Annotated in this window: 22 protein-coding genes and 1 pseudogene; 11 read left to right on the top strand and 12 right to left on the bottom strand. The window is 72.3% G+C overall.

Annotated features, from left to right (window positions below):
• Window positions 1-5 precede the first annotated feature (5 nt).
• Window positions 6-734: a PP2C family protein-serine/threonine phosphatase gene (locus R6Y94_RS31165; protein WP_318399421.1), complete on the bottom strand. Its 729-nt coding sequence runs from the start codon at window positions 732-734 to the stop codon at window positions 6-8.
• Window positions 735-1042: 308 nt separating this feature from the next.
• Between R6Y94_RS31165 and R6Y94_RS31160 the strand changes: the two genes are divergently transcribed.
• Window positions 1043-4135 (top strand): glycoside hydrolase family 9 protein, encoded by a 3093-nt coding sequence (locus tag R6Y94_RS31160; protein ID WP_318399420.1) that lies wholly within the window; start codon window positions 1043-1045, stop codon window positions 4133-4135.
• 57 nt (window positions 4136-4192) lie between these two features.
• Here R6Y94_RS31160 and R6Y94_RS31155 read toward each other — a convergent pair whose 3' ends face one another.
• On the bottom strand, window positions 4193-5617 hold the full coding sequence (locus R6Y94_RS31155; protein ID WP_318399419.1) for an Nramp family divalent metal transporter: 1425 nt from the start codon (window positions 5615-5617) through the stop codon (window positions 4193-4195).
• 130 nt (window positions 5618-5747) lie between these two features.
• On the opposite strand from R6Y94_RS31155, the gene R6Y94_RS31150 reads away from it, so the two are divergent.
• Window positions 5748-6308, top strand: a complete 561-nt coding sequence (locus R6Y94_RS31150; protein ID WP_412102928.1) for a GNAT family N-acetyltransferase — start codon at window positions 5748-5750, stop codon at window positions 6306-6308.
• Window positions 6309-6321: 13 nt separating this feature from the next.
• On the opposite strand, the gene R6Y94_RS31145 is transcribed toward R6Y94_RS31150, so the two are convergent.
• The 3 genes from R6Y94_RS31145 to R6Y94_RS31135 all read right to left on the bottom strand — a co-directional run bounded on the left by R6Y94_RS31145 (window position 6322) and on the right by R6Y94_RS31135 (window position 9238).
• Window positions 6322-7299: a TIGR03885 family FMN-dependent LLM class oxidoreductase gene (locus R6Y94_RS31145; RefSeq protein ID WP_318399453.1), complete on the bottom strand. Its 978-nt coding sequence runs from the start codon at window positions 7297-7299 to the stop codon at window positions 6322-6324.
• Window positions 7300-7484: 185 nt separating this feature from the next.
• Window positions 7485-8900 carry an NADP-dependent succinic semialdehyde dehydrogenase gene (locus R6Y94_RS31140; protein ID WP_318399452.1) on the bottom strand — a complete coding sequence of 472 codons (1416 nt, stop codon included), beginning with the start codon at window positions 8898-8900 and terminating at the stop codon, window positions 7485-7487.
• Window positions 8901-8968: 68 nt separating this feature from the next.
• Window positions 8969-9238: a DUF6343 family protein gene (locus R6Y94_RS31135; RefSeq protein ID WP_318399417.1), complete on the bottom strand. Its 270-nt coding sequence runs from the start codon at window positions 9236-9238 to the stop codon at window positions 8969-8971.
• Window positions 9239-9392: 154 nt separating this feature from the next.
• On the opposite strand from R6Y94_RS31135, the gene R6Y94_RS31130 reads away from it, so the two are divergent.
• Entirely contained in the window at window positions 9393-9815 is a 423-nt protein-coding gene (locus tag R6Y94_RS31130; RefSeq protein WP_318399416.1) for a PPOX class F420-dependent oxidoreductase, read from the top strand.
• A gap of 174 nt (window positions 9816-9989) precedes the next feature.
• On the top strand, window positions 9990-10871 hold the full coding sequence (locus R6Y94_RS31125) for a GDSL-type esterase/lipase family protein (protein WP_318399415.1): 882 nt from the start codon (window positions 9990-9992) through the stop codon (window positions 10869-10871).
• Between the two features lie 2 nt (window positions 10872-10873).
• On the opposite strand, the gene R6Y94_RS31120 is transcribed toward R6Y94_RS31125, so the two are convergent.
• From R6Y94_RS31120 to R6Y94_RS31110, 3 genes are all read right to left on the bottom strand, one after another.
• Entirely contained in the window at window positions 10874-11533 is a 660-nt protein-coding gene (locus R6Y94_RS31120; protein WP_318399451.1) for an EcsC family protein, read from the bottom strand.
• A 351-nt stretch (window positions 11534-11884) separates the two neighbouring features.
• The gene (locus R6Y94_RS31115) at window positions 11885-12031 is read right to left on the bottom strand and encodes a hypothetical protein (protein WP_318399414.1); all 147 of its coding nucleotides are present in this window, start codon (window positions 12029-12031) and stop codon (window positions 11885-11887) included.
• Between the two features lie 130 nt (window positions 12032-12161).
• Window positions 12162-13415: a hypothetical protein gene (locus R6Y94_RS31110; RefSeq protein WP_318399413.1), complete on the bottom strand. Its 1254-nt coding sequence runs from the start codon at window positions 13413-13415 to the stop codon at window positions 12162-12164.
• Window positions 13416-13693: 278 nt separating this feature from the next.
• On the opposite strand from R6Y94_RS31110, the gene add reads away from it, so the two are divergent.
• The 4 genes from add to R6Y94_RS31090 all read left to right on the top strand — a co-directional run bounded on the left by add (window position 13694) and on the right by R6Y94_RS31090 (window position 17131).
• A complete protein-coding gene (gene add / locus R6Y94_RS31105; protein WP_318399412.1) occupies window positions 13694-14854 on the top strand; it encodes an adenosine deaminase in 1161 nt (386 codons plus the stop codon).
• Window positions 14788-15708, top strand: coding sequence for a PAC2 family protein (locus tag R6Y94_RS31100; RefSeq protein WP_318399411.1), 921 nt, complete (start codon window positions 14788-14790; stop codon window positions 15706-15708). The genes add and R6Y94_RS31100 overlap by 67 nt, the downstream gene beginning before the upstream one ends.
• 103 nt (window positions 15709-15811) lie before the next feature.
• The gene (locus R6Y94_RS31095; protein ID WP_318399410.1) at window positions 15812-16597 is read left to right on the top strand and encodes an exodeoxyribonuclease III; all 786 of its coding nucleotides are present in this window, start codon (window positions 15812-15814) and stop codon (window positions 16595-16597) included.
• A 195-nt stretch (window positions 16598-16792) separates the two neighbouring features.
• Window positions 16793-17131, top strand: a complete 339-nt coding sequence (locus R6Y94_RS31090; protein ID WP_318399409.1) for an antibiotic biosynthesis monooxygenase — start codon at window positions 16793-16795, stop codon at window positions 17129-17131.
• 88 nt (window positions 17132-17219) lie between these two features.
• On the opposite strand, the gene R6Y94_RS31085 is transcribed toward R6Y94_RS31090, so the two are convergent.
• Both R6Y94_RS31085 and R6Y94_RS31080 read right to left on the bottom strand, forming a co-directional pair.
• Window positions 17220-17822, bottom strand: coding sequence for a class F sortase (locus R6Y94_RS31085; RefSeq protein WP_318399450.1), 603 nt, complete (start codon window positions 17820-17822; stop codon window positions 17220-17222).
• A gap of 128 nt (window positions 17823-17950) precedes the next feature.
• Window positions 17951-18454, bottom strand: a complete 504-nt coding sequence (locus R6Y94_RS31080; RefSeq protein WP_318399408.1) for a hypothetical protein — start codon at window positions 18452-18454, stop codon at window positions 17951-17953.
• Window positions 18455-18736: 282 nt separating this feature from the next.
• Between R6Y94_RS31080 and trmB the strand changes: the two genes are divergently transcribed.
• Both trmB and R6Y94_RS31070 read left to right on the top strand, forming a co-directional pair.
• Window positions 18737-19465 carry a tRNA (guanosine(46)-N7)-methyltransferase TrmB gene (gene trmB / locus R6Y94_RS31075; RefSeq protein WP_318399449.1) on the top strand — a complete coding sequence of 243 codons (729 nt, stop codon included), beginning with the start codon at window positions 18737-18739 and terminating at the stop codon, window positions 19463-19465.
• Window positions 19466-19602: 137 nt separating this feature from the next.
• On the top strand, window positions 19603-22101 hold the full coding sequence (locus tag R6Y94_RS31070; protein WP_318399407.1) for a DEAD/DEAH box helicase: 2499 nt from the start codon (window positions 19603-19605) through the stop codon (window positions 22099-22101).
• 132 nt (window positions 22102-22233) lie between these two features.
• Here R6Y94_RS31070 and R6Y94_RS31065 read toward each other — a convergent pair whose 3' ends face one another.
• Together R6Y94_RS31065 and R6Y94_RS31060 are read right to left on the bottom strand one after the other, a co-directional pair.
• Window positions 22234-23427, bottom strand: a complete 1194-nt coding sequence (locus R6Y94_RS31065; protein WP_318399406.1) for a hypothetical protein — start codon at window positions 23425-23427, stop codon at window positions 22234-22236.
• Window positions 23424-23966 (bottom strand): SigE family RNA polymerase sigma factor, encoded by a 543-nt coding sequence (locus R6Y94_RS31060; RefSeq protein WP_412102927.1) that lies wholly within the window; start codon window positions 23964-23966, stop codon window positions 23424-23426. The genes R6Y94_RS31065 and R6Y94_RS31060 overlap by 4 nt, the downstream gene beginning before the upstream one ends.
• A 266-nt stretch (window positions 23967-24232) precedes the next feature.
• On the opposite strand from R6Y94_RS31060, the pseudogene R6Y94_RS31055 reads away from it, so the two are divergent.
• Window positions 24233-24433, top strand: a pseudogene (locus R6Y94_RS31055) (DUF3516 domain-containing protein); the annotation flags it as partial.
• Window positions 24434-24523: the final 90 nt, after the last annotated feature.

The raw sequence follows: 24523 nt of genomic DNA, 5'->3' as shown, positions 1-24523 counted from the left end.
TGTGGTCAGGGAGTGTCGACGACGTCCGCGACCACGACGGTGATGTTGTCCGGCCCGCCGGCTCGCAGGGCCAGGTCGACCAGCCGCTGTGCGCAGCCGGCCGGGTCGGGGTAGCCGAGCAGCGCCTCGGCCAGGCTGTCCGGGCGGACCACATTGGACAACCCGTCGCTGCACAGCAGCCACCGGTCGCCGGGCTGGGGTACCACGGTGGTGTAGGTGGGGGTGACCGGCTCGCCCTGTAGGGCCCGGGTGACCACCGCCCGGCGGGGATGGCTGTGCGCCTCCTCCGGGCTGATCACCCCCTCGTCGACCAGCATCTGCACGAAGGTGTCGTCCCGGGTGAGCTGGGTCATCGTGCCGCCGCGCAGCAGGTACGCCCGGGAGTCGCCGACGTGGGCCAGGGCGAGGCAGGCACCGGTACGGGCGAGCAGCAGCGCGGTGAGGGTGGTGCCCATGCCCTGCCGTTCCGGGTCCTCGGCGATCGCTGCCCGGATGCCCGCGCTCGCCGTGTCCACGGCGCCCTGCAGGGCGGCGACCAACCCCTCCTCCGGAGTCTCCACGTCCAGCGGCCGAATCGCGTCGATGGCGATCGTGCTGGCCAGGTCGCCGGCGGCCATTCCGCCCATGCCGTCGGCAACGGCGAGCAGCCAGGGTCCGGCGTGCACGGAATCCTGGTTCGCGCCCCGGATCAGGCCACGGTCGCTCACCGCCACGGATCGCAGCTTCAGGCTCATGGCTGGCAGCCTGCCAAAAAGACGGCCGAAATGCTTGCAGTAGATCACCAACGGACCGGAGTGGCGATCGAAATTTACCGTACGTGGCTACGGTGATCACGAATCGCAAGCCGTTCCGGCGCCGGTAGCCGGTCCGCAGCCGTCCACCGGGCCGGAATTCGATCCAGCTCGGTCGATTGACATGCCAGAAACGGACTGGCAACATCGGCTCCGTATTGGGAGCGCTCCCACCAGCGCTGCCGGTTTCACCGCCGCGAACCCGAGTGCTGCGGGCCCGCTGGCGGCACGCCCACCGGAAGGGATCCCCCGTGCTCCGACCCCGCCACCGCCACCGCCGGTCCTCCCGCGCGGTCACCCTGCTCGCCACCGCCGCCCTGCTGCTCACCGGCACCGCCACCGGGGCGCAGGCCCGGCCCGACGGTTCCGCCGGCACCCTGGCGGTCACCGAACACATCGTCAACGGCACCTTCACCGACAGCACCGCGCCGTGGTGGTCCACCGCCAACCTCACCCTCAGCGCGACCGACGGCCAGCTCTGCACCGAGGTCCCCGGCGGCCTCGCCAACCCCTGGGACGCCAGCCTCGGCCACAACACCATCCCGCTCGGCGACGGCGCCAGCTATGCGCTGAGCTTCCGCGCCTCGGCCAGCGCACCGGTCACGGTCAAGGCCAACGTCCAGCTCAACGAGGAGCCGTACACCACGGTCTTCTCCCGGGACGTCGCGCTCGCCGCCACCGCCGAGGAGTTCGGGTACGAGTTCACCGGCACCCTCGACTCGGCCAACGGCACCCTCACGTTCCAGCTCGGTGGCGCCGCCGAGGCGTACACGTTCTGCCTGGACGACGTCTCGCTGACCAGTGACGCCGACACCGGGCCGCCACCGGGCGGTGCCGAGCAGTTGACCAACGGCGACTTCGCCGAGGGTACCTCCGGCTGGTACTCCTACGGCACCACCTCCACCGCGGTGACCGACGGCCGGCTCTGCTCCGAGGTGCCGGGCGGACTGGCCAACCCCTGGGACGGCGGCGTCGGGCAGAACGACGTGACGCTGATCGACGGCGAGTCGTACACGCTCTCCTTCGACGCCTCCGCCGCACCCGGCGCGACCGTGCGGGTGGCGGTGCAGCTCGGCGTCGACCCGTACACCTCGTTCTTCGCCGAGGACATCACCTTCGGCCCGGAGGCGCAGCACATCGAGCGGACCTTCACCGCCACCGCCGACACCGAGGTCGCCCAGGTGGCGTTCCAGGTCGGCGGCGCTGCCTCGGCATACACCTTCTGCCTGGACAACGCCTCGCTGCTCGGTGGCGAGGAGGAGCCGCCGTACGTACCGGACACCGGGCCGCGGGTCCGGGTCAACCAGGTCGGCTACCTGCCGGCCGGGCCAAAGAACGCCACGATCGTCACCGAGGCCACCGAGCCGCTGGGCTGGGAGCTGAAGTCGGCCGCCGGTGCCGTGCTGGCCAGCGGGCAGAGCACCCCGCGCGGCGTGGACCAGGCATCGGCGCAGAACGTGCACGGCGTGGACTTCTCCGCCTTCCGCACCCCGGGCACCGGCTACACGCTGACCGCCGACGGCCAGACCAGCCACCCGTTCGACATCTCGACCGACGTCTGGAAGCAGCTCCGCTCCGACTCGCTCCAGTTCTTCTACATCCAGCGCAGCGGGATCGCCATCGACGGCGACCTGGTCGGCGAGGCGTACGCCCGGCCGGCCGGGCACCTCGGGGTGGCGCCGAACCGGGGCGACACCGACGTACCGTGCCAGCCCGGGGTCTGCGACTACCGCCTCGACGTCCGGGGCGGCTGGTACGACGCCGGTGACCACGGCAAGTACGTGGTGAACGGCGGCATCGCCACCTACCAGCTCCTGAGCGCCTTCGAGCGGACCAAGACCGCGCCCACCGCCGGCGGCGGCGCGGCGCTGGCCGACGGCACGCTGCGGGTGCCGGAACGCGACAACGGCGTGCCGGACATCCTCGACGAGGCGCGCTGGGAGCTGGAGTTCCTGCTCCGGATGCAGGTACCGGCCGGGCAGCCGCTGGCCGGGATGGCCCACCACAAGATCCACGACCAGAACTGGACCGGGCTACCGCTGCAACCCGAGGACGACCCGGAGCTGCGCGAACTGCACCCGCCGTCCACGGCGGCGACGCTCAACCTGGCCGCCACCGCCGCGCAGTGCGCCCGGCTGTACGCCCCGTACGACGCCGCGTTCGCACAGCGCTGCCGGACCGCGGCCAGCACGGCGTACGCGGCGGCCAAGGCCAACCCGACCCGGTACGCCGACCCGCAGGACGGCAACGGCGGTGGCTCGTACAGCGACGGCGACGTCACCGACGAGTTCTACTGGGCCGCCGCCGAGCTCTACCTGAGCACCGGCGAAGCGTCCTACCTGGCCGACCTGACCGCCTCGGCGCACCACACCGACGACGAGGAGGTCTTCGGCGCGCACGGCTTCGGCTGGGGCAGCACCGCCGCGCTCGGCCGGCTCGACCTGGCCACCGTGCCGAGCGGCCTGCCGGCGGCGGAGCGGGACCGGATCCGCGCCTCGGTGGTGGCCGCCGCCGACGGCTACCTGGCCACCGCACAGGGCCAGGCGTACGGGCTGCCGATGCCCGGCACCCCGGGCAGCTACTTCTGGGGTGCCAACAGCAACATCATCAACAACGCCGTCGTCCTGGCCACCGCTTTCGACCTCACCGGGCAGCCGAAGTACCGGGACGGCGCGGTGCAGGGGATGGACTACATCTTCGGCCGCAACGCGCTGAACCAGTCGTACGTGACCGGGTGGGGCGAGAAGGCCTCGAAGAACCAGCACAGCCGGATCTTCGGCAACCAGTACGACGAGTCACTGCCGAACCCGCCGGCCGGCTCGATCGCCGGTGGCGCGAACGCCAGCCTCGACGACCCGTTCGCCGAGCAGTTGCTCCAGGGATGCGCACCGATGTTCTGCTACGTCGACGACATCGCCTCGTACGCCACCAACGAGGTGGCGATCAACTGGAACTCGGCGCTCGCCTGGATCGCCTCGTTCCTGGCCGACCAGGGCGGCAGCACCTCGGTGCCGGCCGGCTCCGGCTGCCGGGTGACGTACGTCAACCACGGCGCCTGGGCCGAGGGCGGCGGGTTCACCGGGCAGGCGACCATCACCAACACCGGCAGTACGCCGGTCAACGGCTGGACGCTGAGCTTCGCGTTCAACGGCGACCAGAAGGTCCGGGAGGCGTGGATGGCGAAGGTGACCCAGTCGGGTGCCCGGGTCACCGCGCGCAACGAGTCGTACAACTCGCGGATCATGCCGGGCGCCAGCCAGATGTTCGGCTTCAACGCCACCACGGCCGGTGGCCCGAACCCGAATCCGGTGCTGTTCACGGTCAACGGGGTGCCGTGCGGCTGACCCGGTGACGTGTCGGAGCCCCGGCCCGTACGGCGACGGGTCGGGGCTCCGTCCCGCTCAGCGCAGCCAGTCGAGCAGCCGGTCGCCCTGCTGCCAGACGGTCAGCGCGGAGAAGACCCCGAAGAGCAGCATCGACCAGACCAGCGCCACCACCCGGTACGACCGGGGCCGGATCTGCTCGGGCAGCACCCGACGGTTGAGCAGCAGCAGCAGGATCGAGTAGAAGAACATCATCAGCCCGCCGACGCAGGCCGAGATCACCAGCAGGATCAGCGGCTGGTCGAAGCCGGCCAGCAGGATGGCGCAGCCGAGCCCGACCAGCCCCCAGACCAGCGCGAAGTAGATCCGGCTCTCCGAGAACCGGGGCAGGTACGCCGTCTTGAGCACGTCGGCGGCGAGCCGGCTGGTGTAGTCGACGATGCCCATCGCGGCGGCGAAGAGCGAGAGCGCTCCGACCACCCAGAACAGGGTGCCGAACCACGGACCGACGATCTCCTTCAGCCGCTCCCCCTCGACCTGGAGGAACGAGACGCCGTTGGCCAGCCCGGGCACCCCGTACACGGTGGAGTAGGCCAGCAGCGAGGTCAGCACGATGGTGACGAACGAGATCAGCGCGAAGGTGACCGCCTGCTCCCGGTTGGCCAGCCGCCACCAGCGCCGCCAGCGGGCCAGGTTCTGCTCGGTCGGCTCGAAGACGAAGCCGCGACCGTCCGGGGCCGCCTCCTCCCGGCCGGTGACCGGGCTGACCAGCCGGGGCACGTAGCTGCCCATGCCGTAGCCCTTGTCCCGGATCCAGTTGGACTGCACCAGGTTCTGCCCGCCGCCGGCACCGGCGAAGACGAGCGCGGAGAGCATCAGCGCGAAGCCGAGTTCGGTGGGGAACTCCGGGGCGGTCACCGCGGTCGGCAGGTCGCCCCAGGCCCGGGCCGAGATGGCGAAGACCACCGCGACCGCGATGAAGACGAGTACCAGCCCGACCTTGACGAACTCGACCCGCTCCAGCGCGGTGTAGACCACCGGGGCCAGGGTGAGGGTGGCGCCGATCAGCAGCAGCAGGCCGACCGCGATCCAGGTGGCGTCGCCGCCGAACAGGTACGTCAGCATGGTGGCCGAACTGGACGCCCAGCCCGGCCAGAGGTTGGCGAAGTAGACCATGATCGCGAAGACCAGTCCCCAGTGCCGCCAGAACCGCGAGAAGCCGGTCAGTGCGGTCTCGCCGGTGGCCAGGGTGTAGCGCTCGATCTCCATGTTCAGGAACCACTGGGTGACGATGCCGACCGCGGCGGCCCAGAGGAAGACCAGCCCCACCTGCGAGGCGATGTACGGAAAGAGGACGAACTCGCCGGACGCCAGACCGACGCCGGCCGCGATCACCCCCGGTCCGATGATCGACCAGGCCGACCGGGGTGGTGGGGGTAGTTCCCGTACGGTGACGCCGGGCAGGTGTTTCGTCGGAAAACGGTCGGCGGCGGTCTGCGTCATCGGTGACCTCCAGGGGACGGGCACCGGCCCGGTGCCCCGGACACCGTCCGGGCGTCTCGGTCAGCGGGGCCGGATGCGAGCTCGATTCGCAGTGGTGGTGATGAATAGATCTTCTGCCAACATGGACGCTGTGCCTAGGGATGAAATCGTCGTCCGGCCCGGTGGCTCCGACGACGTCGCCGCGGTCCTCGCCCTGCTCGACGGCGCCACCCGCTGGTTGGTGGAACGCGGCCGCACCGGCCAGTGGGGCAGTGCGCCGCACTCCGGCAACCCGCGCCGGACCGCCCAGGTGCGGCGCTGGGCCGACGAGGGCGGCCTCTACCTGGCCGAACTCGCCGGCCGCCCGGTCGGGGCGATCGTCGTCGGCGCGGCGGTGCCGCACGTCCCGGCCGCGCCCGAACCCGAGCTGTACGTCAACCTGCTGGTCAGCGACCGGGCCCACGCCGGGCGGCGGATCGGCGCGCGACTGCTGGAGTACGCCGAGGAACTCGCCCGGGCTCAGGGGGTCGCCCTGCTCCGGGTGGACTGTTACGCCGGTGACGACGGCGCCCTTGTCCGCTACTACGAGAGTCAGGGCTTCACCGCCACCGAACCGTTCACCGTGCCGCTGGTCGACCGGTCCTGGCCGGGCCAGCTTCTCGAACGCCGCCTGAGCCGCCGTACCGGCGAGGACGGGCCGGCCGGGACCTGAGCCGGGCACCGGGTCAGGCCCGCTCCGACCCGCCCGTGCGCAACTCGGGGAGCACCAACGCCGCGAAGGCGTCGACGAAGGCGTCCTGCCGCTGCCCGACGTGGTGCAGGTAGATCTCGTCGAAGCCGAGGTCGGCGTACTCGCGCAGCAGGGCCGCGTGCCGGCCCAGGTCGGCGGAGACGTTGACCACCTGGGCGACCCGTTCCGGCGACACCGTCTCGGAGACGACGTCGAAATGGTCGGTCAACTCCAGGTCCCAGCAGACCGGCGGGGCGAAGACGTTGCTGCGCCACTGGTCGTACGCGATCCGGGCCGCCTCCGCCGGGTCGGGCGCCCAGCTCAGGTGGACCTGGAGGTGCAGCTTGCCCCGGCCGCCCGCGTCCCGGTAGGCGTCGACCATCCGGCGCAGCCGGGACACCGGCGCGTTCACGGTGATCAGGCCGTCCGCCCACTCGGCGCACCACCGGGCGGTCGCCTCGGTCACCGCGGCGCCGACCAGCGCGGGCGGTTCCGCAGGCCGGGTCCAGAGCCGGGCCCGGTCCACCGTGACCAGTCCGTCGTGGCTGACCTCCTCGCCGGCCAGCAGCGCCCGGATCACGTCGACGCACTCCCGCAGCCGGGCCGTCCGGATCTCCTTGCGCGGCCAGCCCGCTCCGGTGATGTGCTCGTTGCTCGCCTCCCCGGTACCGAGCGCGGCCCAGAACCGGCCGGGATACATCGCGGCGAGCGTGCCGATGGCCTGCGCGACGATCGCCGGGTGGTAGCGCTGGCCGGGCGCGTTGACCACGCCGAACGGCAGCATGGTGGCCTGGAGCGCGGCGCCGAGCCAGGACCAGGCGAAGCCGGACTGCCCCTGCCGGGCGCTCCACGGCGAGAAGTGGTCGGAGGACATGGCCGCGTCGAAGCCCGCCTCCTGGGCCCGGACGACGGCCCGGAGCAACTCGGCGGGATGGACCTGCTCGTGTGAGGCGTGGAGCCCGAAGACCGTCATGGCGGTCTCCCGTACCCCGCCGCACCCGGTACGCACACCCGGTACGCCGACGAATGAACGGTTTTCAAGCTGGATCGCACGGCGCTCGCGCACCGCGTCGGACCTTGCGGTCCAGCGCGCCCGTAAGGGGAGGTTGCAGGTTCAATGCCCGCGGACCGTCAAGCAGGCCGGTGCGGCGGCGTGCGCTACTCGCTGTGCGCGCCCGCGCCGGGTCCGCCCGAGGCCCCCGCGCCGATCCAGACGGCCTTGAGGTTGCAGAACTCCCGGATGCCCTGCGCCGACAGTTCCCGGCCGTAGCCGGAGTTGCCGACGCCACCGAACGGCAACTCCGGATAGGACGTGGTCATCCCGTTGACGAAGACCATTCCGGCGTCCAGGTCGGTGACGAAGCGCTGCTGCTCGGCCGGGTCCCGGGTCCAGGCGTTGGCACCCAGACCGTAGTCGGTGCCGTTGGCCACCTCGACCGCCTCCTCGTAGGAGCCGACCCGGTAGAGCCCGGCTACCGGGCCGAAGACCTCGTCGGCGTACATCCGCATCTGCGGGGTCAGCCCGGTGACCACGGTCGGCGGGTACCACCAACCGGGCCGGTCCGGCGCCTCCCCGCCGCAGAGCACCCGGGCGCCCTTGGCGACGGCGTCCCGGACCTGCTCGGCCACCTCGTCGCGACCCCGCTCGGTGGCGAGCGGCCCGACGTCGGTCCCGTCGTCCATCGGGTCGCCGAGCCGCAGCGCCGACATCCGGGCCACGAACGCGTCGGTGAACTCGTCGTAGACGTCGGTGTGCACGATGAACCGCTTCGCCGCGATGCAGGACTGGCCGTTGTTCTGGCAGCGGGCCACGGTGGCCACCTCGGCGGCCCGGGCCACGTCGGCCGAGGGCATCACCACGAACGGGTCGCTGCCGCCGAGTTCGAGCACGGTCTTCTTGACGTACTTCCCGGCGATGGATGCCACCGAGCGGCCGGCGCCCTCGCTGCCGGTCAGCGTCGCGGCCCGGACCCGGGGGTCGGCGAGCACCTGCTCGATCCGCTCCGAGCCGATCATCAGCGTCTGGAACGCGCCGGCCGGGAAGCCGGCCCGGCGGAACAGCTCGTCCAGATAGAGCGCGGTCTGCGGCACGTTCGAGGCGTGCTTGAGCAGCCCCGCGTTGCCGGCCATCAGGGCCGGTGCGGCAAACCGCATCACCTGCCAGAGCGGGAAGTTCCACGGCATCACCGCCAGCACCGGGCCCATCGGGAAGTAGCGGCCGTACGCCGAGGTGGCACCGATCGAACCGGCGTCGGCGGGCTCGTCGGCGAGAAACCGCTCGGCGTGCGCCGCGTAGTACCGGCAGGCCGCCGCGCACTTGGCCACCTCGGCCTTGGCCGACGCGTACGTCTTGGCCATCTCCGTCGTCATCATCCGGGCCACGCCGTCGCACTCGACCTCCAGCAGGTCCGCCGCGGCGGACATCCACCGGGCCCGGTCGGCGAAGGTGGTGCCGCGCAACTCGTCGAAGCCGGCCGCCGCCCGGGCGAGGGTCGCCTCCAGTTGTTCGTCCGTCATCTCGTCGAAGGTCTTGAGCACCTGTCCCGTGGTCGGGTCGATGGTGGCGATCGACATGTCGTACTCCCTGGCGATGTCGGCGGATCGAGCGGAGCGCGGGTCGCGGGCCGGGACCGGCTCCCTGGTCACTCGAAGAGCGAGTGTTTCGTGCCCGGTGGCTCCTCCCGGCGCCGCGCGACCCGGCGGCGCTGCACCACGACCATGTCGATCACGGCGGCCAGGGCGAGGACGCCGAGGACCACCGCGAGGACCAGCAGGTCGGCCCGGAGCGCCAGCACGCCGAGCACCACACAGATCACCAGACCGAACGCGGCCAGCACCAGGCGCAGGTTGAGCGCGCTGTACGGGTGGCCAACCGTCCCTTTCGCCCCTCGGGGCTGCGATCTCGCGGCCATTTCGCCGAACTACCCGGTATGGGCGCGGACTAACCTGGCCGGCCGTCCCGGGCCGCCGGTGGGGGTGGCTGGTGACCCTGAAGACGACGCTCGGCGTGCCTCACCGGCCCGGGCCGGTGAGGGGATTTCGCCCTCCGGTGGGTATAACGGGTGCATGACGACCGGTCCCACTCCCCCGCCCAGCCACGCCGACCTGCTGACCCGCCCGCTCTTCGCACACCTGGCGACCACCCGCCCCGACGGTGGGCCGCAGAGCAACGTGATGTGGTTCGACTGGGACGGCGGACTGCTCAGGATGACCCACACCAAGCGCCGACAGAAGTTCCGCAACGTCCGGCGCGATCCCCGGGTCGCGCTCTCGATCGCCGACCCCGACGACCCGTACCGGTTCCTCGAGGTGCGCGGGGTGGTGGAGAAGATCGAGGACGACGACGAGGTCGCGTCCTTCTACCGTTCGCTGCAACAGCGGTACGACAACGTCTACGAGATCAAGGACGCACCGGAACGGGTGATCGTCACGATCCGGCCGGAGAGCTTCGTCGCGGTCACCAACGGACAACCACAGCACACCCGCTGACCGTCCACCCCGGTCACCGCCGTCCTCCCCGGTTTCGTCGCTGACCGGGGGTGCCACCGGACGTCGGGTGTCGGTGATCCGCGTGCCGTCGGCGGCCGGCGAGGGTTCCGGGCCGACGGCGCTGCCGCGTACAGTTACGGAGCGATCGCTGTCCGCTCTGTACCCGGGGGAAGCATGCCCAGACGTTGGACCGCCGCCGTCACCGCCCTGCTCGCGGCCTTCGCGCTGGCCTGCGAGGGGTCCGACGGCGGAGGCGGCGGGGGCCAGCCCGATCCCCCGGCCGCCTCGCCCCGACCCGGACTGCCCGGCTCGATCGCGGCACTCGGCGACTCCATCACCGCCGGCTTCGGCTCCTGCCTGATCCTCGCCGCCTGCCAGCGCAACTCCTGGTCGACCGGGGACAGCAGCCGGGTGGAGAGCCTCTACCGGCAACTCCGCGAGGTGAACCCGGCCATCCGCGGCAAGGCACACAACGAAGCGGTGAACGGGGCCCGCGCCTCGGGACTGGCCAGCCAGGCCGCCGCAGCGGTACGCGCCAGGGTGGACTACGTGACCGTACTCATCGGAGCGAACGACGCCTGCCGGGGCGGGATCGAGGACATGACCGCTGTCGCGGCGTTCCGCACCGAGATCGACCGTGGACTCGCGACGCTGAAGAAGGGCCTGCCGAAGGCCCGGGTCCTGGTGGTGAGCATCCCGAACCTGTACCGGGTCTGGGAGGTCGGCCACGAGGACACCCGGGCGGTACGCGCCTGGCGAGGGCGGATCTGCCCCGCGCTGCTGGCCAGCCCCACCTCGACCGAGCCGGCCGACCGTACCCGCCGGTCGACGTTCCGGGCCCGGATCGACGCGTACAACGAACAGCTCGGCGCCGCCTGCAAGGCGTACGGGTCCCGCTGCCGCTACGACGGCGGCGCCGCGCACCGGGTGCGGTTCGGTCTGGACCTGCTGAACCGGCTGGATTACTTCCACCCGAACGTGGCCGGGCAGAACGAGCTGGCCAAGGTGGCCTGGCGGGCGTCGGGCCTGGCCGGCCAGGCCCGACGAGCCGACTGAGGCTACCGGCCGGGCGGCATGATCGCCCGGGGCCGGTACAGTTCCTGGGACCGGGCCGCCAGGCTCTTGGTGGCCGACGAGTTCGCCCAGGTGCCGAGCACCACCGCCGCCCCCGGCACCGCCTTGGCGAGCAGCCGCTTCGCGGCCCGGACGCCGGCCATCTGCGCCAGCTTCAGGCCGAGCCGGAGCATCACCTGGGCCAGCGGGGTTCCCGACCGGCTCCGCAGCGCGTCGACGCGCTCCCGCCCGGCGGCCACTCCGAGTGCCAACCGCGCCGTCTCGGCGATCTTGTGTACCCGTTGCAGCACGAGCAGGTCGGTGGCCCGGTCGGAATGCTCGGGGTCGTGCCCGTACGCCGCCGCGACGTAGAGCACCATCCGGGCCTGGGTCCAGGCCAGCACACCCATGTCGAGGACCGCGCCGGGCAGGCCGGCGGCCCCGGAGATCGCTCCGGAGACCCGGGCGTGGTTGACGAACTTCCGGATCGCCGTCTCGGCCATGGCCTCCGGCGTCATCTGCGGGTACCGGGCACGGGTGCGCTCGGCCCAGGCCCGGGCCTGCGGCCCGATCCGCCGGACCGCCTCCAGGGCGAGGTGCTCCGGGGCGTACTGCGGATCGGCCTTCATCCGCTCCCACAGCCCACTGGGCGGGGCGACGGTCAGCTCCGGATCGTCGGCGGGCTCGGCCGGCGGCGCCTCGGCCGCCGGCTCGGCCGCGGCGCCGGGGGCGACCTGGGCGACCCCGACAGCGGCGTCCGGACCGGGTGCCGGCCCCGGGTTCGCGGCGGCCTGCGGCGTACGGTCGGTCGGCGGCACCGGCGCGGCGGTTCCGCCGCCGACCGGCTGGGACTCGGTCACGGGACACTCCGGATGTCGAGGGGAGGAATCAGGCTACGACCACGGCCCGGCCAGGACCGACGAGCGGCACGCACCGCCGAGGTGACGGCACCCGTGCCCACCTGGCCGACGATCGCGGCAGCCGCGTGGGCGGCGGTCAACGGCGCGTGCCGACGGTCAGCGCCGGCCGCGCAGCCGGGACACGATTCCGCGCATCCGGTCCCGGTTCGACGGCTTGGCGAACTCGCGCCGGCCCCGCTCGACGAACTGCCGGCCCTGCGGGGATCTGAGGAACATTCGGATCCGTTGTACCAGTGACGCCATCTCGGTCCTCCTCGGGTGGTCCTGTGTATCAGGTGTACCCGATCCCTCGTCCGGCCACACCGGCCTCGCGATTCGGACGGATCCACGCCTCCATCGTGGCGGAACCGATCAAGTCGACGACCCGTCCCGCTCAGCGCCAGGACGGGACGAGCGTGTCGACCACCCTGGTCGCCTGGCCCTCGTGCTTGGCGTAGTGCTCGGGGTAGGCCGAGTACTGCACCGCCTGGGCCGCCTCGGTCAGCCGCATCCGCTGCCACCCGGGCACCTGACGCAGCGCCTCGAAGAACCGCGCACTCGCGTACGCCGGGTCCATCAGACGGTTCACCGGACCCCAGCCACTGCTGGTGCGCTGCTGGAAGAGCCCGACCGAGTCGTGGTCCCAGCCGGTGCCCTGGTGCCGGTAGCGCTTGGACTCCGGCAGCACCTCGCTGGCCCGGTTGAGCAGGTTGCTCTCCTGCATGGCGGTGGCCACCCCGATGATCAGTCCCCGGCGCGGCATCCCCATGTCCCGGCCGGTCCGGACGATGGCCCGGGCGTTGTCCATCTGGACCTCGGTCAGCCCGGCCACCGGTTCCGCGTCGTCCAGCGGGGAGGATGTGTCCGGGTCGGCCTCGTCCGACTTCGCGGTGCCCGACCGGTCACGGTCGGCGGAGCGGCTCGACCGGTCCGCCGAGCGATCGGCGCCGGTCCGGTCGCCGGTGCCGTCGTCCGGCCGGGAGCGCGCGACCCGGTCCTCGGCGTTCGCGGTGGTGCTGCCGGCGGGGTCGGCCGACGGCGAGACCGCCTCGACGGCGGCCAGCGCGCCGAGGCAGCAGAGCAGCCCGGCGGCCACCGCGACCCCGGCCGGGCGGCGCAGGCCGAGCCGGTCCGGCAGCCCGGTCCGGGCGGCCAGGGCGCCGGCCCGGGCGGCGAGCCGGCGGGCCGGCGGTGCGGCCCGGCCGGCGGCCCGGCGCACCGCGCGCTCGGCGGTCTGCACGGCGGGCACCTGGCGGACCCGGGCCAGCCCGGGCTCGACAGCCCGGCGCAGGCGTCGCGCCTGGGCTCGGAGCAGGGCCAGTACCGGCCCGGTGCCGAGCCGCAGTCGGGCGGCCGCCATCCCCAGCAGCCGGCCGGCCACGGTGGCGCCGGGCCGGACCAGCCGGTCGACGGCAGCGGCGGACTGGGCGAGCCGGCGTGGCAGGGCCGGGCCGGTCGGCCGGAGCCGGCCGATCAGGGCCGACAGCAGGAGTAGGAACCTCCGCAGCCGGGCCGGCGCGGGCCGGAGGGTCCCGGGCGACTGGCGCGGCACGGCGCCGGGTGTCGGGTCGGAGGAGGAGGCATCATCCGATCGGACAGTGCTGGGCACGGCGGAATACGCGGTCTCAGAACGGTCGTCGTCAGGCATCCGACGAGGCTAGGCATGCCGAAGGCCGATTACGGGGAGTCACCAGGTGGGCTGCACCACATCTGCCGACCGAGCAATCGGCCAGCAGACCGCAGGCGCGTACGTCGATGGCCAACCCGAACAAGTACGGCTTTCCAGAGAAAACGCGTTTTAGTCATCAACCAGACGTATAACTTCTAATCAGCCGTCACTCCAGGCAGCATCAACCGCCTCCTCCGATCGGCTGAGTCGCGCTCGGCCGGCCGGTCCCCCACCGGGTACCCGGACCGGTTCGTCCCGTGAGACCGTGGACTATGGCACCGGTCACCGACCCGCTCCCGCGCCGCGACCTCCGTCGGCTGCCAAAGACCAACCTGCACCTGCACCTCACCGGCTCGATGCGCCCGGAGACGCTGACCGAACTTTCGGACCGGGACGGGCTGCCGCTGCCCGAGCCGCTGCCGACCGGCGCCCTGCACGGCTGGGCCGCGTTCCAGAGCCGCTACGACCTGGCCCGGGCGGCGCTGCGTACCGCCGGGGACCTGAGCCGGGTGGTGGCGGAGGCGACCGCCGACAACGTCGCCGACGGCGCCGGCTGGGTGGAGATCCAGGTCGACCCCACCACGTACGCCGACCGGCTGGGTGGGCTGGAGCCGGTGGTGGAGGCGGTACTCGCCGGGGCGGCCGGCGGGCGTACCGGAGTGGTGCTGGCGGCCAGTTGGGCCGGACCGCCGGCCCAGGCGGACCGGGTCGCCCGGCTCGCCGCCAGGTACGCCGGGCACGGTGTCGTCGGCTTCGGGCTCTCCAACGACGAGCGCCGGGGCCGGATCGCGGACTTCGTGCCGGCGATGCGGACGGCTACCGAGGCCGGACTGCTGGCCGTGCCGCACAGCGGGTTCTACGAGCCGGCCTGGCACGTCCGGGACTGCGTGACGCTGCTCGGCGCGCACCGGGTCGGGCACGGGCTGACCGCTGCGGGCGACCCGGCCACCCTCGACCTGCTGGCCGGGCGGGCGGTGGCGATGGAGGTGTGTCCCAGCTCATATCCGCCGTTCGGCGTCACCACCGGGCTGGCGGCCACCCCGCTGCGTGCCCTGCTCACCGCCGGCGTGCCGGTGGCGCTCGGCACGGACGATCCGCTGCTGTTCGGCACGAACCTGCTCGACCAGTACGTGCTGGCCCGGGACGTACTCGGCTGCACCGACGCCGAACTGGCCACCCTGGCCCGGTCCTCGGTCGAGGCGTCCGCCGCACCGCCGGAGGTCCGCGCGACGATGCTGGCAGGGGTCGCGAAGTGGCTCGGTGGAATGGACCAAGATAGCGGCAGCGTTTGCTACATCGGGGCGCCGTCCGCGAAGGCGCGTCCCGGCGTACCCCAAGGAGGTCCTGACCGGTGCTCGACCCGAACGAGCTCTACGAACTCACCGACGACCTGCCCGAGCTGGGTCAGCCGGTGCTGATCCAGGCGCTTTCCGGCTTCGTCGACGCCGGGAACGCGACCCGGCTCGCCCGGGAACACCTGGTGTCAACCCTCGAGTCCCGGACGATCGCCACCTTCGACGTCGACCAACTGCTCGACTACCGCTCCCGGCGCCCCACGATGATCTTCGTCGAGGACCACTGGGAGCACTACGAGCAGCCGAAGCTCGAACTGCACCTGCTGCACGACGACGAGAACACCCCGTTCCTGCTGCTGTCCGGCCCCGAGCCGGACTTCCAGTGGGAACGGTTCATCGCCGCCCTGACCAGCCTGATCCGCCGGCTCGGCGTACGCGTGACGATCGGGCTGAACGCGATCCCGATGGCGGTGCCGCACACCCGGCCGATCGGGGTGACCGCGCACGCCACCCGACCGGCGCTGATCACCGGCTACGAGTCCTGGCTGCAACGCATCCAGGTGCCGGGCAGCGCCGGCAACCTGCTCGAGTTCCGCCTCGGCGAGCAGGGCCGGGACGCGGTCGGCTTCGCGGTGCACGTACCGCACTACGTGGCCCAGACCGAATACCCGGGCGCGGCCGAACTGCTGCTCACCTCGGTCTCCCGGGCCACCGGCCTGCTGCTGCCCACCGAGTCGCTGCGGACCGCCGCCGAGGCCGTCCGGGTCGACATCGACCGGCAGGTGGCGCAGACCGACGAGGCGACCTCGCTGGTGCACGCGCTGGAGGAGCAGTACGACGCCTTCACCCGGGGACGGGGCGGCCCGAACCTGCTCGCCAACCAGACCGGGCCGCTGCCCACCGCCGACGAACTCGGTGCGGAGCTGGAGCGCTTCCTCGCCGAGCAGGGCCGGCCGGGAGACAACCCGGGGAGCTGACGGCGGGGCGTTGCCGCCGGGGCCCGTCGGCGGTGGACCCCGGCGTCGCGTACCCGCGCGTCGCGCGCCTGCGTTTCCCGCCCGGATCGGGCAGGCTGGGCCCATGCGCCTGGCGACCTGGAACGTCAACTCGGTGAAGGCCCGCCTCCCCCGGCTGCTGGACTGGCTCGCCGGCACGAAGCCGGACGTGGTCTGCCTGCAGGAGACGAAGTGCCCGGACGGCTCGTTCCCGGCCGACGAGGTCGGCGAGCTGGGTTACGAGGTGGCCAGCCACAGCGACGGGCGGTGGAACGGGGTGGCGATCCTCTCCCGGGTCGGTCTGGCCGACGTCGCGGTCGGGTTCGCCGACGAGCCCGGGTTTCCGGAGCCGGAGGCCCGGGCGGTCTCCGCGACCTGTGCCGGGCTCCGGGTCTGGTCGATCTACGTGCCGAACGGGCGTACCCCGGACTCGCCGCACTACGAATACAAGCTCGCCTGGTTCGCGGTGCTGCGCGACGCGCTCGCCGCCGAGCTGCGCACCGGACTGCCGCTGGTGGTCTGCGGCGACTACAACGTGGCGCCGACCGACGCCGACGTCTGGGATCCGGCGCTCTTCGTCAACTCGACGCACGTGACCCCGGCGGAGCGGCAGGCCCTGGCCGACCTGCGCGCCCTCGGCCTGACCGACGTGGTGCCGACCCCGATGAAGGGTCCGCACCCGTTCACCTACTGGGACTACCGGGCCGGGATGTTCCACCAGAACAAGGGCATGCGGATCGACCTGGTGTACGCCACCGAGTCGTTCGCCGAGCGTGTCACCTCGGCGTACGTGGACCGGGAGGCCCGCAAGGGCAAGGGCCCGTCCGACCACGCTCCGATCGTGGTGGACGTCGCGCCGGACGGCGGGTGAGCCGGCTTCCCGGGGCACGGTCCTGGTCGACGGCGGCGGGTCAGCCTGGACGTCCCGTCGGCCGTTCCCGGCCTTCGACGCTGTGCCGGATCCCAGGCTCGCGAACGGAGCGGTGGTGCACGACTTCGCGTCTGGCGCTACGAGTAGCTGCCGTCGCTCCGCTGGCGTTCCGAGCGGCTGTCCTAGGCTGAAGCCATGGCAGTAGTGAAGATCAACGCGATCGAGGTCCCGGCCGGCGCCGGTGCCGAGCTGGAACGCCGGTTCGCCGCCCGGCAGGGCGCGGTCGAGAACTCTCCCGGGTTCCTCGGCTTCGAGCTGCTCCGACCGGTGGCCGGTGAAAACCGCTACTTCGTCTACACGAAGTGGGAGAGCGAAGAGGCGTACCAGGCGTGGGCGAGCGGGCCGGCCCGGGAGGCGCACGCCCGTGGGCCCGCCGACGGCGGATCGGGCGGCGAGCAGCCCCGGCCGGTCTCCACCGGCGCCACGCTGCTGGAGTTCGAAGTGGTCCAGCAGGCGACCCCGACCGCCCCGTAATCCCGCCCGCCTGCCCCGGACTCGTCCCGGCGCACTCGGGAAAACCGGCCCACTCGGGAAAAACGCCCATGCCGGTGGTGCCGGCCGGTCAGGGCTTCCGGGAGTCGACCAGCGAGGCGAAGGCGATGACGTTGTCGGAGTAGCCCGTACCGCCGCCGACCCAGCGTCCGCCGCAGGTGATCAGGCGGAGCCAGGGGCGGCGGAAGTCGCCGTACACCCGCTCGGCAGGCAACCTGTCCTTGTCGAAGTGCTCGACCGAGTTGACCTCGAAGATCGCCACCGACCGGTCCTGCCGGGTCACCTCGATCCGGTCGCCCGGCCGGAGCTTCACCAGGTCGTGGAAGACCGACGGTCCGCTACGGGTGTCCGCGTGCCCGACGATGATCGCCGGCCCGAACTGGCCGGGCGTCGGGCCCTGGTCGTACCAGCCGGCCTCGTTGTGCTTCTCCAGCGCGGGCACGGCGATCGACCCGTCGTCGGCGAGCCCGACCCGGTGCACCGGGGCGCGTACCCCGATCGACGGGACCGCCAGCTTCACCGGCCGGCTCGGCGCGAGCACCGGGAAGTCCCGGGACGGCTCCTTGGTGCCGCCGTTCAGCCAGCGCCACGGCCCGCCCGACGACTGGCCCAGCCCGGCGCCGGTGGCGAAGACCCCGACGAGTACCAGGACGATCGCCAGCGGCCCGATCATGCTTCGGCGGGGACGGCTCCCGCCGGGCCGGGCCGCCGGATGCCGCAGGTGTGGCGCCGGCCGCCGGCCACCGATCCAGGGACGCCGGCCGGTGGAGGTACGGGCCATCGGGGCGGGACTCCTCCCGGTCAGGTCCGGCGGGGGGATGTCGACCGGGCCCGGCGACGGATGGCGACCAGGCCCAGCACGGCGCCGAGTACGGTGCTGGCCAGCCCGCCGGCCACCAGCAGCCCGCCCGGATCGTCCCCGGCGCTGCCACCGAAGCCGGTCGCCGGGCCCTTTTGCGGCCGGGTGGCGCCCACCACCATCAACCGGGTGGAGGCGGTCCCGCCGTCCGGACAGCTCAGCCGGACCCGGTAGGTGTCCGCCCGGGTGGTCTCCGGCACGGTGGCGACCGCGGTGAGGAATCCGGCCTGCGGCTGCACGGTCACGGTGCCGAAGGCCGGCGACTCGACCGTGGCGGGCTGGGTGTTGGTCCGGCAACTGGCCTTGATGCCGACCATGAAGCCGGCCTCGACGGTGCTCGGGTTGAGCTGCACGAAGACGTCGGCGGCGCGGGCCGGGGCGGGCACGGCCAAGAGCAGGGCGAGCGGGACACCGCAGAGGATCGCGATGCGTCGACGCGTTGCCACTGGTCCCCCTCCCGGCGCCTCGGGCAGGGCCGGACGCGCGGGGCCCTGGGCCTGCCGTATGCGGAAATCCTCTCATCTGTCGCCGCCGAGCACATCCGGTCCGGCGTTCTCGGGCAGATCCGCGTCGGACCGCCCGGTAGCTTCGCCGTCGGCCGCCCCGCAGCTTCGCCGTCGGCCGGCCCGATCACGTAGGCTGGCTTTCCCGTGACCCTCGCCAGCCAGGACCAGACCGCCGCGCCCGTGCCGGCCCCGCAGCCCGGGCCGGCCGGGGCGTCGGGCCAGGTGCCCTCGGGCCAGGTGCCCTCGGGCCGGCTGGCCCAGATCCGCACCTTCCACCCGCGCCGGGGCCGGCTCAGCGCACGGCACCTGGACGCGCTGGACCGGCTCTGGGCCGGGTACGGCCTGACCGTCCCGGTTCCGGAGGACTCCGACGACGGTGAGTGGCCCACCGGCGGCCGGCTGGATCTGGTCGGGCTGTTCGGGCGCGAGGCGCCGGTGGTCCTGGAGATCGGTTCCGGGATGGGTGACGTCACCGTGGCAATGGCCGCCGCGGACCCGGGGCGGGACTATCTCGCCGTCGAGGTGCACACTCCGGGCATCGCCAACCTGCTCGCCCTCGCCGAGCGGCACAAGCTGGCCAATGTCCGGATCGCCCGGGGTGACGCGCTCGACCTCGTCCGGCACCTGCTGCCGCCGGACCGGCTCGACGCCGTACACGTCTTCTTTCCCGACCCCTGGCCGAAGCCCCGGCACCACAAGCGCCGGCTGATCCAGCCGGCGCACGTCGCGCTGCTCCGCTCCCGGCTGGTCCCCGGCGGCACCCTGCACTGCGCCACCGACTGGCCGGAGTACGCCGAGAGCATGCGCGACACCCTGACCGCCGACCCGGAGCTGGTGAACCTGTATCCCGGCTTCGCCCCCCGCCCGGCGCACCGGCCAGTGACGAAGTTCGAGCGGCGCGGTACGACCGCCGGGCGCCCGATCCTCGACCTGATCTTCCGGCGCCGCTGAGGACGCCGGCGCGGAGACGCTGGGCGCCGGGCGTGGCGGATCGACGACGGAGGCAACCACACCGAGGCGGGCGAGATCATCTGGGCCGGGCCGGAGGATTGGCGTTGCCGAGCCGGGCCAGGCACGATGGACCGGCTATGACGCTCACCGACCAGCTGCCGGGCAGCGCCGACCCCGACACCCTCTTCGACGCGTTCGCCGGTTGGGCGCAGGAGCGTGGCCTCAGCCTCTATCCGCACCAGGAGGAGGCGCTGATCGAGATCGTCTCCGGGGCCAACCTGATCCTGAGCACCCCGACCGGCTCCGGCAAGAGCCTGGTCGCCGCGGGCGCCCACTTCGCGGCCCTGGCGGACGACCGGGTCAGCTTCTACACCGCGCCGATCAAGGCCCTGGTCTCGGAGAAGTTCTTCGCGCTCTGCGAGATCTTCGGCGCCGAGAACGTCGGGATGCTGACCGGGGACGCCAGCGTCAACGAGGACGCGCCGATCATCTGCTGCACTGCGGAGATCCTCGCCAACATCGCGCTGCGGGACGGCGAGCGGGCCGACGTCGGCATGGTGATCATGGACGAGTTCCACTTCTACGCCGAGCCGGACCGGGGCTGGGCCTGGCAGGTACCGCTGATCGAGCTGCCACAGGCGCAGTTCGTGCTGATGTCCGCCACGCTGGGCGACGTCACCCGGTTCGTCGACGACCTGACCCGGCGTACCGGGCGGCCGACGGCACTGGTCCGCAACGCCGAGCGGCCGGTCCCGCTGATGTTCTCGTACGCGATGACGCCGCTGCACGAGACCTTGGAGGAGCTGCTCTCCACCCGGCAGGCACCGATCTACGTCGTGCACTTCACCCAGGCAGCCGCGCTCGAACGCGCCCAGGCGCTGATGAGCGTCAACGTCGCCACCCGGGCCGAGAAGGACATGATCGCCGAGGCGATCGGCAAATTCCGGTTCACCGCCGGCTTCGGGCGTACGCTGTCGCGGCTGGTCCGGCACGGCATCGGGGTGCACCACGCGGGGATGCTGCCGAAATACCGGCGGCTGGTGGAGACGCTGGCCCAGGCCGGGCTACTCAAGGTCATCTGCGGCACCGACACCCTCGGGGTCGGGATCAACGTGCCGATCCGCACCGTGCTCTTCACCGGCCTGTCGAAGTACGACGGCGTCAAGACCCGGCTGCTCAAGGCGCGGGAGTTCCACCAGATCGCCGGCCGGGCCGGCCGGGCCGGCTTCGACACCATGGGCACCGTGGTGGTGCAGGCGCCGGAGCACGTGATCGAGAACGAGAAGGCCCTGGCCAAGGCGGGCGACGACCCGCGCAAGCGCCGCAAGGTGGTCCGGAAGAAGCCGCCGGAGGGGTCGATCGGCTGGGGCCGGCCCACCTTCGACCGGCTGGTCGAGGCCGAGCCGGAGCCGTTGACGTCCAGCTTCCAGGTCAGCCACGCGATGCTGCTCAACGTGATCAGCCGGCCGGGCGACGCCTTCGCCGCGATGCGGCACCTGCTGACCGACAACCACGAGGACCCCGCCGCGCAGCGCCGGCACATCCGGCGGGCGATCGCCATCTACCGGGCGCTGCTGGCCGGCGGCGTGGTGGAGCGGCTCGCCGAGCCGGACGAGCAGGGTCGACGGGTACGCCTCACCGTCGACCTCCAGCTCGACTTCGCGCTCAACCAGCCGCTCTCGCCGTTCGCACTGGCCGCGATCGAGCTGCTGGACGCGGCGTCCCCGACCTACGCCCTGGACGTGCTGTCGGTGATCGAGTCCACACTGGACAACCCGCGTCAGGTGCTCTCGGCACAGCAGTTCAAGGCCCGGGGCGAGGCGGTGGCGGCGATGAAGGCCGACGGCATCGAGTACGAGGCCCGGCTCGAACTGCTCGACGAGGTGACCCACCCGAAGCCGCTCGCCGAACTGCTGGACGCCGCCTACGAGATGTACCGGCGGGGCCACCCCTGGGTCGCCGACTACGAGCTGCGGCCGAAGTCGGTGGTCCGGGACATGTACGAGCGGGCGATGACCTTCGTCGAGTACGTCAACTTCTACGGCCTGTCCCGGTCCGAGGGGCTGGTGCTGCGCTACCTGGCGGACGCGTACAAGGCGGTGCGGCAGAGCGTGCCGGAGGACGCCAAGACCGAGGAACTGATCGACCTGATCGAGTGGCTCGGCGAGTTGGTCCGGCAGGTGGACTCCAGCCTGATCGACGAGTGGGAACGGCTGCGCAACCCGGCCGACCCGGCCGCCGTGGTGGTGGACGACAAGCCGCCCGCAGTCACCGGCAACGTCCGCGCGTTCCGGGTACTGGTCCGCAACGCACTGTTCCGCCGGGTGGAGTTGGCCGCCCTGCGCCGCTTCGACGAACTGGGCGCGCTCGACGCCGAGGACGGCTGGGACGCCGACGCCTGGGCCGACGCGCTGGAGCCGTACTTCGAGGCGTACGACGAGATCGGCACCGGCCCGGCGGCCCGCGGCCCGGCACTGCTGATGATCGAGCAGGGCCGGGACCGCTGGACGGTCCGGCAGATCCTCGACGACCCGGACGGCGACCACGACTGGGGAATCAGCGCCGAAGTCGACCTGGCCGGCTCCGACGCGGCGGGCACGGCGGTGCTCCGGGTGACCGAGGTCGGAGCGCTCTGACGGTTCGCCGGCCGGGCGACCGCCCGGGCCCGTCCGACTCGGTGAAGCCCGGTCCCGGATCGGCGTGCGGCCCGCGCCGGCACGGGGCGTTGCCGGTAGACCTCCTCGGCCACCCGCAGCGCCCCGCGTGGGCTAGCGCTGGTCGAAGTGGAACTCGTTGTCAGCTTCCTTGGCGTCCAGTACGGGGTCCCGCTGCTTGTCGAGGCGCATCACGTGAGCTCGGGCTGAGACCTGGGTCAGCTTCGCGCCGCTGCTGGCCACGCCGAGCACGAGAGTCCTGGTGTGGCCGGCCGATATCCGGCCCAGCAGGCAGCCGAGGTTGGGCGGCGACGAGCGGGTGTTGGTATCCGCTTCCAGGCAACTGGTCCAACCGTTGCCCTCGTGGTGCACATTCCGGCCCAGTTCCAGCGACAGGAACACGTAGTCCGCATCGGTGGGCCCGGCGTTGCGGATCGTGACGGTGGTGGTGGCGTGCCGCGACCCGTCGGCGGCCTGCACGCCGTACACCAGGTCGGTGGCGGTCACCCGCAGGTCGGCCAGGCTCGGGTTGGCGGGGAATCTGGTCGGGCCGCCGGTCTGCGCGAACTTCTCGCCGGTCCAACCGTACGTGCGCCACTGCCGGACCACGACAGCCGATCCCCGGTCGCCGACCGGCTCCCGGTCGCCGACCTCGATTCGGATCGAGCCGTCCGGCCGAGTGTCGACCTGGAAGATCCAGCCGAGCGGCCGGCTCGTCAGCACCTGGCCCTTGGTGACGATCTTGCCGGTCGTGTCCCGGTCGAAGACCGCCACCTGGGTCTGCACCACGGACTGGTTGAACTTGCAGCCGATCATGGCCACGGTCTCCTCGGCGCCGTCCCGGTCCACGTCCGCGTAGTCGGCGCTCTGCAACCAGTTGCCCTCCTCCTGAGGCGGCCTGCTCGCGAGCCGTCCCCGGCTCTGGCATGGCGCGTCGCCCCACCATCGCGGCAGGTCGAGCTGGACGGCGAGCAGGTCGGCGGTGGTGACGCGGCCGTCCTGCGCGACCGGTGCGGTGGTGGCGGCGCTCGCCCCCGGACTCACCGACGGGGAGGAGGTCGGGTGCGGGGTGGGCTCGGTCGAGGTACCTGGCGGAGGTGGCGTCAGATCCTGACTGAGGGCCGCGTACCCGGCCACCGGGCCGACGACGAGCGCCGCGGCGACCGCGGCGCCGGTCGTGGCCGCGGCCCTGCGGCGGCGCCGCACCGTGCTGCGTACGGCACCCGGACCGGCCGGCGTGACATCGGTCATCCGCTCGCTGCGGTAGGCGGCGAACCGGCTGTTCAGGAAGGTGTCGTCGTCAATCACGGCTGTGCTCCTCGGTCGGTCAGGTGGACGGCCATCGCGGTCCGGGCGCGGTGCAACCAGGACTTGACGGTTCCCTCAGCAACGCCCTCCTGAGAGGCGATCTCCGAGATGGACATGTCGGCCAGGTAGTGCAGGACGACAGCTCGGCGCTGGTTGGGGGGCAGCAGCGCGAGGGCCGCCTCCAGCGCGACACGGTCCAGGCTGGGCGCCGGTACGTGCTCCTCACGCTGCCGGCGCAGGAAGAGCTGGGCGGTACGTAGCCGCCTCCACCGGCTGGTGGCCAGGTTCCAGGCGACCTTGCGGATCCATGCCACCGGGTCCTCGTACTGGACGATCTTCTGCCACCGGGAGAACGCCCGGCAGAACGCCTCCTGCACCAGGTCCTGCGCATGCCCCAGATCGCCGGTGTACGCGCAGAGCTGTACGGTCAGCGCCCGGAAATGGGCCTGGTAGAACGCGTCGAAGTCGACCTCGGGCAGCTTACGTCCGGCACCTGGCGGCGGCGGTTCGTCAAGACGCGGCGGTGTGGACAATCGCACGACCCCTCCCCCATATTGGTTCCCCGGCCGCTGGCCGGGAAGTGCCGGTAACACGTGCCGCTCTCGGATCGGGTTGCAGCCGAGTCGCTGTATTCGACCGTCGTCCAGATGCCGGAGGAACTGTCCGACGAGCTCGCGCACGGTCGTCGCCTCCGCGCTGTCGAACGCGAGGATTTGGCCATTGATCCTTTTCAACCTGAACCGCGCGGCACTCACACCGCGCCCGACCTCGCGTTCCGGCGGACCGCAAGGGGGGAGGTTGAGAAGGTTCAATGGGGCGCGGCGTGGACTCCAGCCTGATCGACGAGTGGGAACGGCTGCGCAACCCGGCCGACCCGGCCGCCGTGGTGGTGGACGACAAGCCGCCCGCGGTCACCGGCAACGTCCGCGCGTTCCGGGTACTGGTCCGCAACGCGCTGTTCCGCCGGGTGGAGTTGGCCGCCCTGCGCCGCTTCGACGAACTGGGCGGACCGGTCCGAGGTGGCCGGCCGGGCGGTTTGGCGGACCGTGGCACGCTGGCGGCCTTGCCCAAATCATCTTAGTCATTAAGATAATCG

The organism is Plantactinospora sp. KLBMP9567 (assembly GCF_033446045.1).
GTDB lineage: Bacteria > Actinomycetota > Actinomycetes > Mycobacteriales > Micromonosporaceae > Plantactinospora.
The sequence above is the reverse complement of the archived record's forward strand: the minus strand, read 5'-3'. Positions and strand labels throughout refer to the sequence as shown.

Bases quoted from the DNA above. Each gene is read 5' to 3' on its own strand.
- R6Y94_RS31110 (WP_318399413.1), bottom strand. From the start codon at position 13,415: ATGCCTGACGACGACCGTTCTGAGACCGCGTATTCCGCCGTGCCCAGC.
- R6Y94_RS31155 (WP_318399419.1), bottom strand. From the start codon at position 5,617: ATGACGCAGACCGCCGCCGACCGTTTTCCGACGAAACACCTGCCCGGC.
- R6Y94_RS31165 (WP_318399421.1), bottom strand. From the start codon at position 734: ATGAGCCTGAAGCTGCGATCCGTGGCGGTGAGCGACCGTGGCCTGATC.
- R6Y94_RS31070 (WP_318399407.1), top strand. From the start codon at position 19,603: ATGACGCTCACCGACCAGCTGCCGGGCAGCGCCGACCCCGACACCCTC.
- R6Y94_RS31140 (WP_318399452.1), bottom strand. From the start codon at position 8,900: ATGTCGATCGCCACCATCGACCCGACCACGGGACAGGTGCTCAAGACC.
- R6Y94_RS31115 (WP_318399414.1), bottom strand. From the start codon at position 12,031: ATGGCGTCACTGGTACAACGGATCCGAATGTTCCTCAGATCCCCGCAG.
- R6Y94_RS31130 (WP_318399416.1), top strand. From the start codon at position 9,393: ATGACGACCGGTCCCACTCCCCCGCCCAGCCACGCCGACCTGCTGACC.
- R6Y94_RS31090 (WP_318399409.1), top strand. From the start codon at position 16,793: ATGGCAGTAGTGAAGATCAACGCGATCGAGGTCCCGGCCGGCGCCGGT.
- R6Y94_RS31135 (WP_318399417.1), bottom strand. From the start codon at position 9,238: ATGGCCGCGAGATCGCAGCCCCGAGGGGCGAAAGGGACGGTTGGCCAC.
- R6Y94_RS31125 (WP_318399415.1), top strand. From the start codon at position 9,990: ATGCCCAGACGTTGGACCGCCGCCGTCACCGCCCTGCTCGCGGCCTTC.
- R6Y94_RS31095 (WP_318399410.1), top strand. From the start codon at position 15,812: ATGCGCCTGGCGACCTGGAACGTCAACTCGGTGAAGGCCCGCCTCCCC.
- R6Y94_RS31085 (WP_318399450.1), bottom strand. From the start codon at position 17,822: ATGATCGGGCCGCTGGCGATCGTCCTGGTACTCGTCGGGGTCTTCGCC.
- R6Y94_RS31145 (WP_318399453.1), bottom strand. From the start codon at position 7,299: ATGACGGTCTTCGGGCTCCACGCCTCACACGAGCAGGTCCATCCCGCC.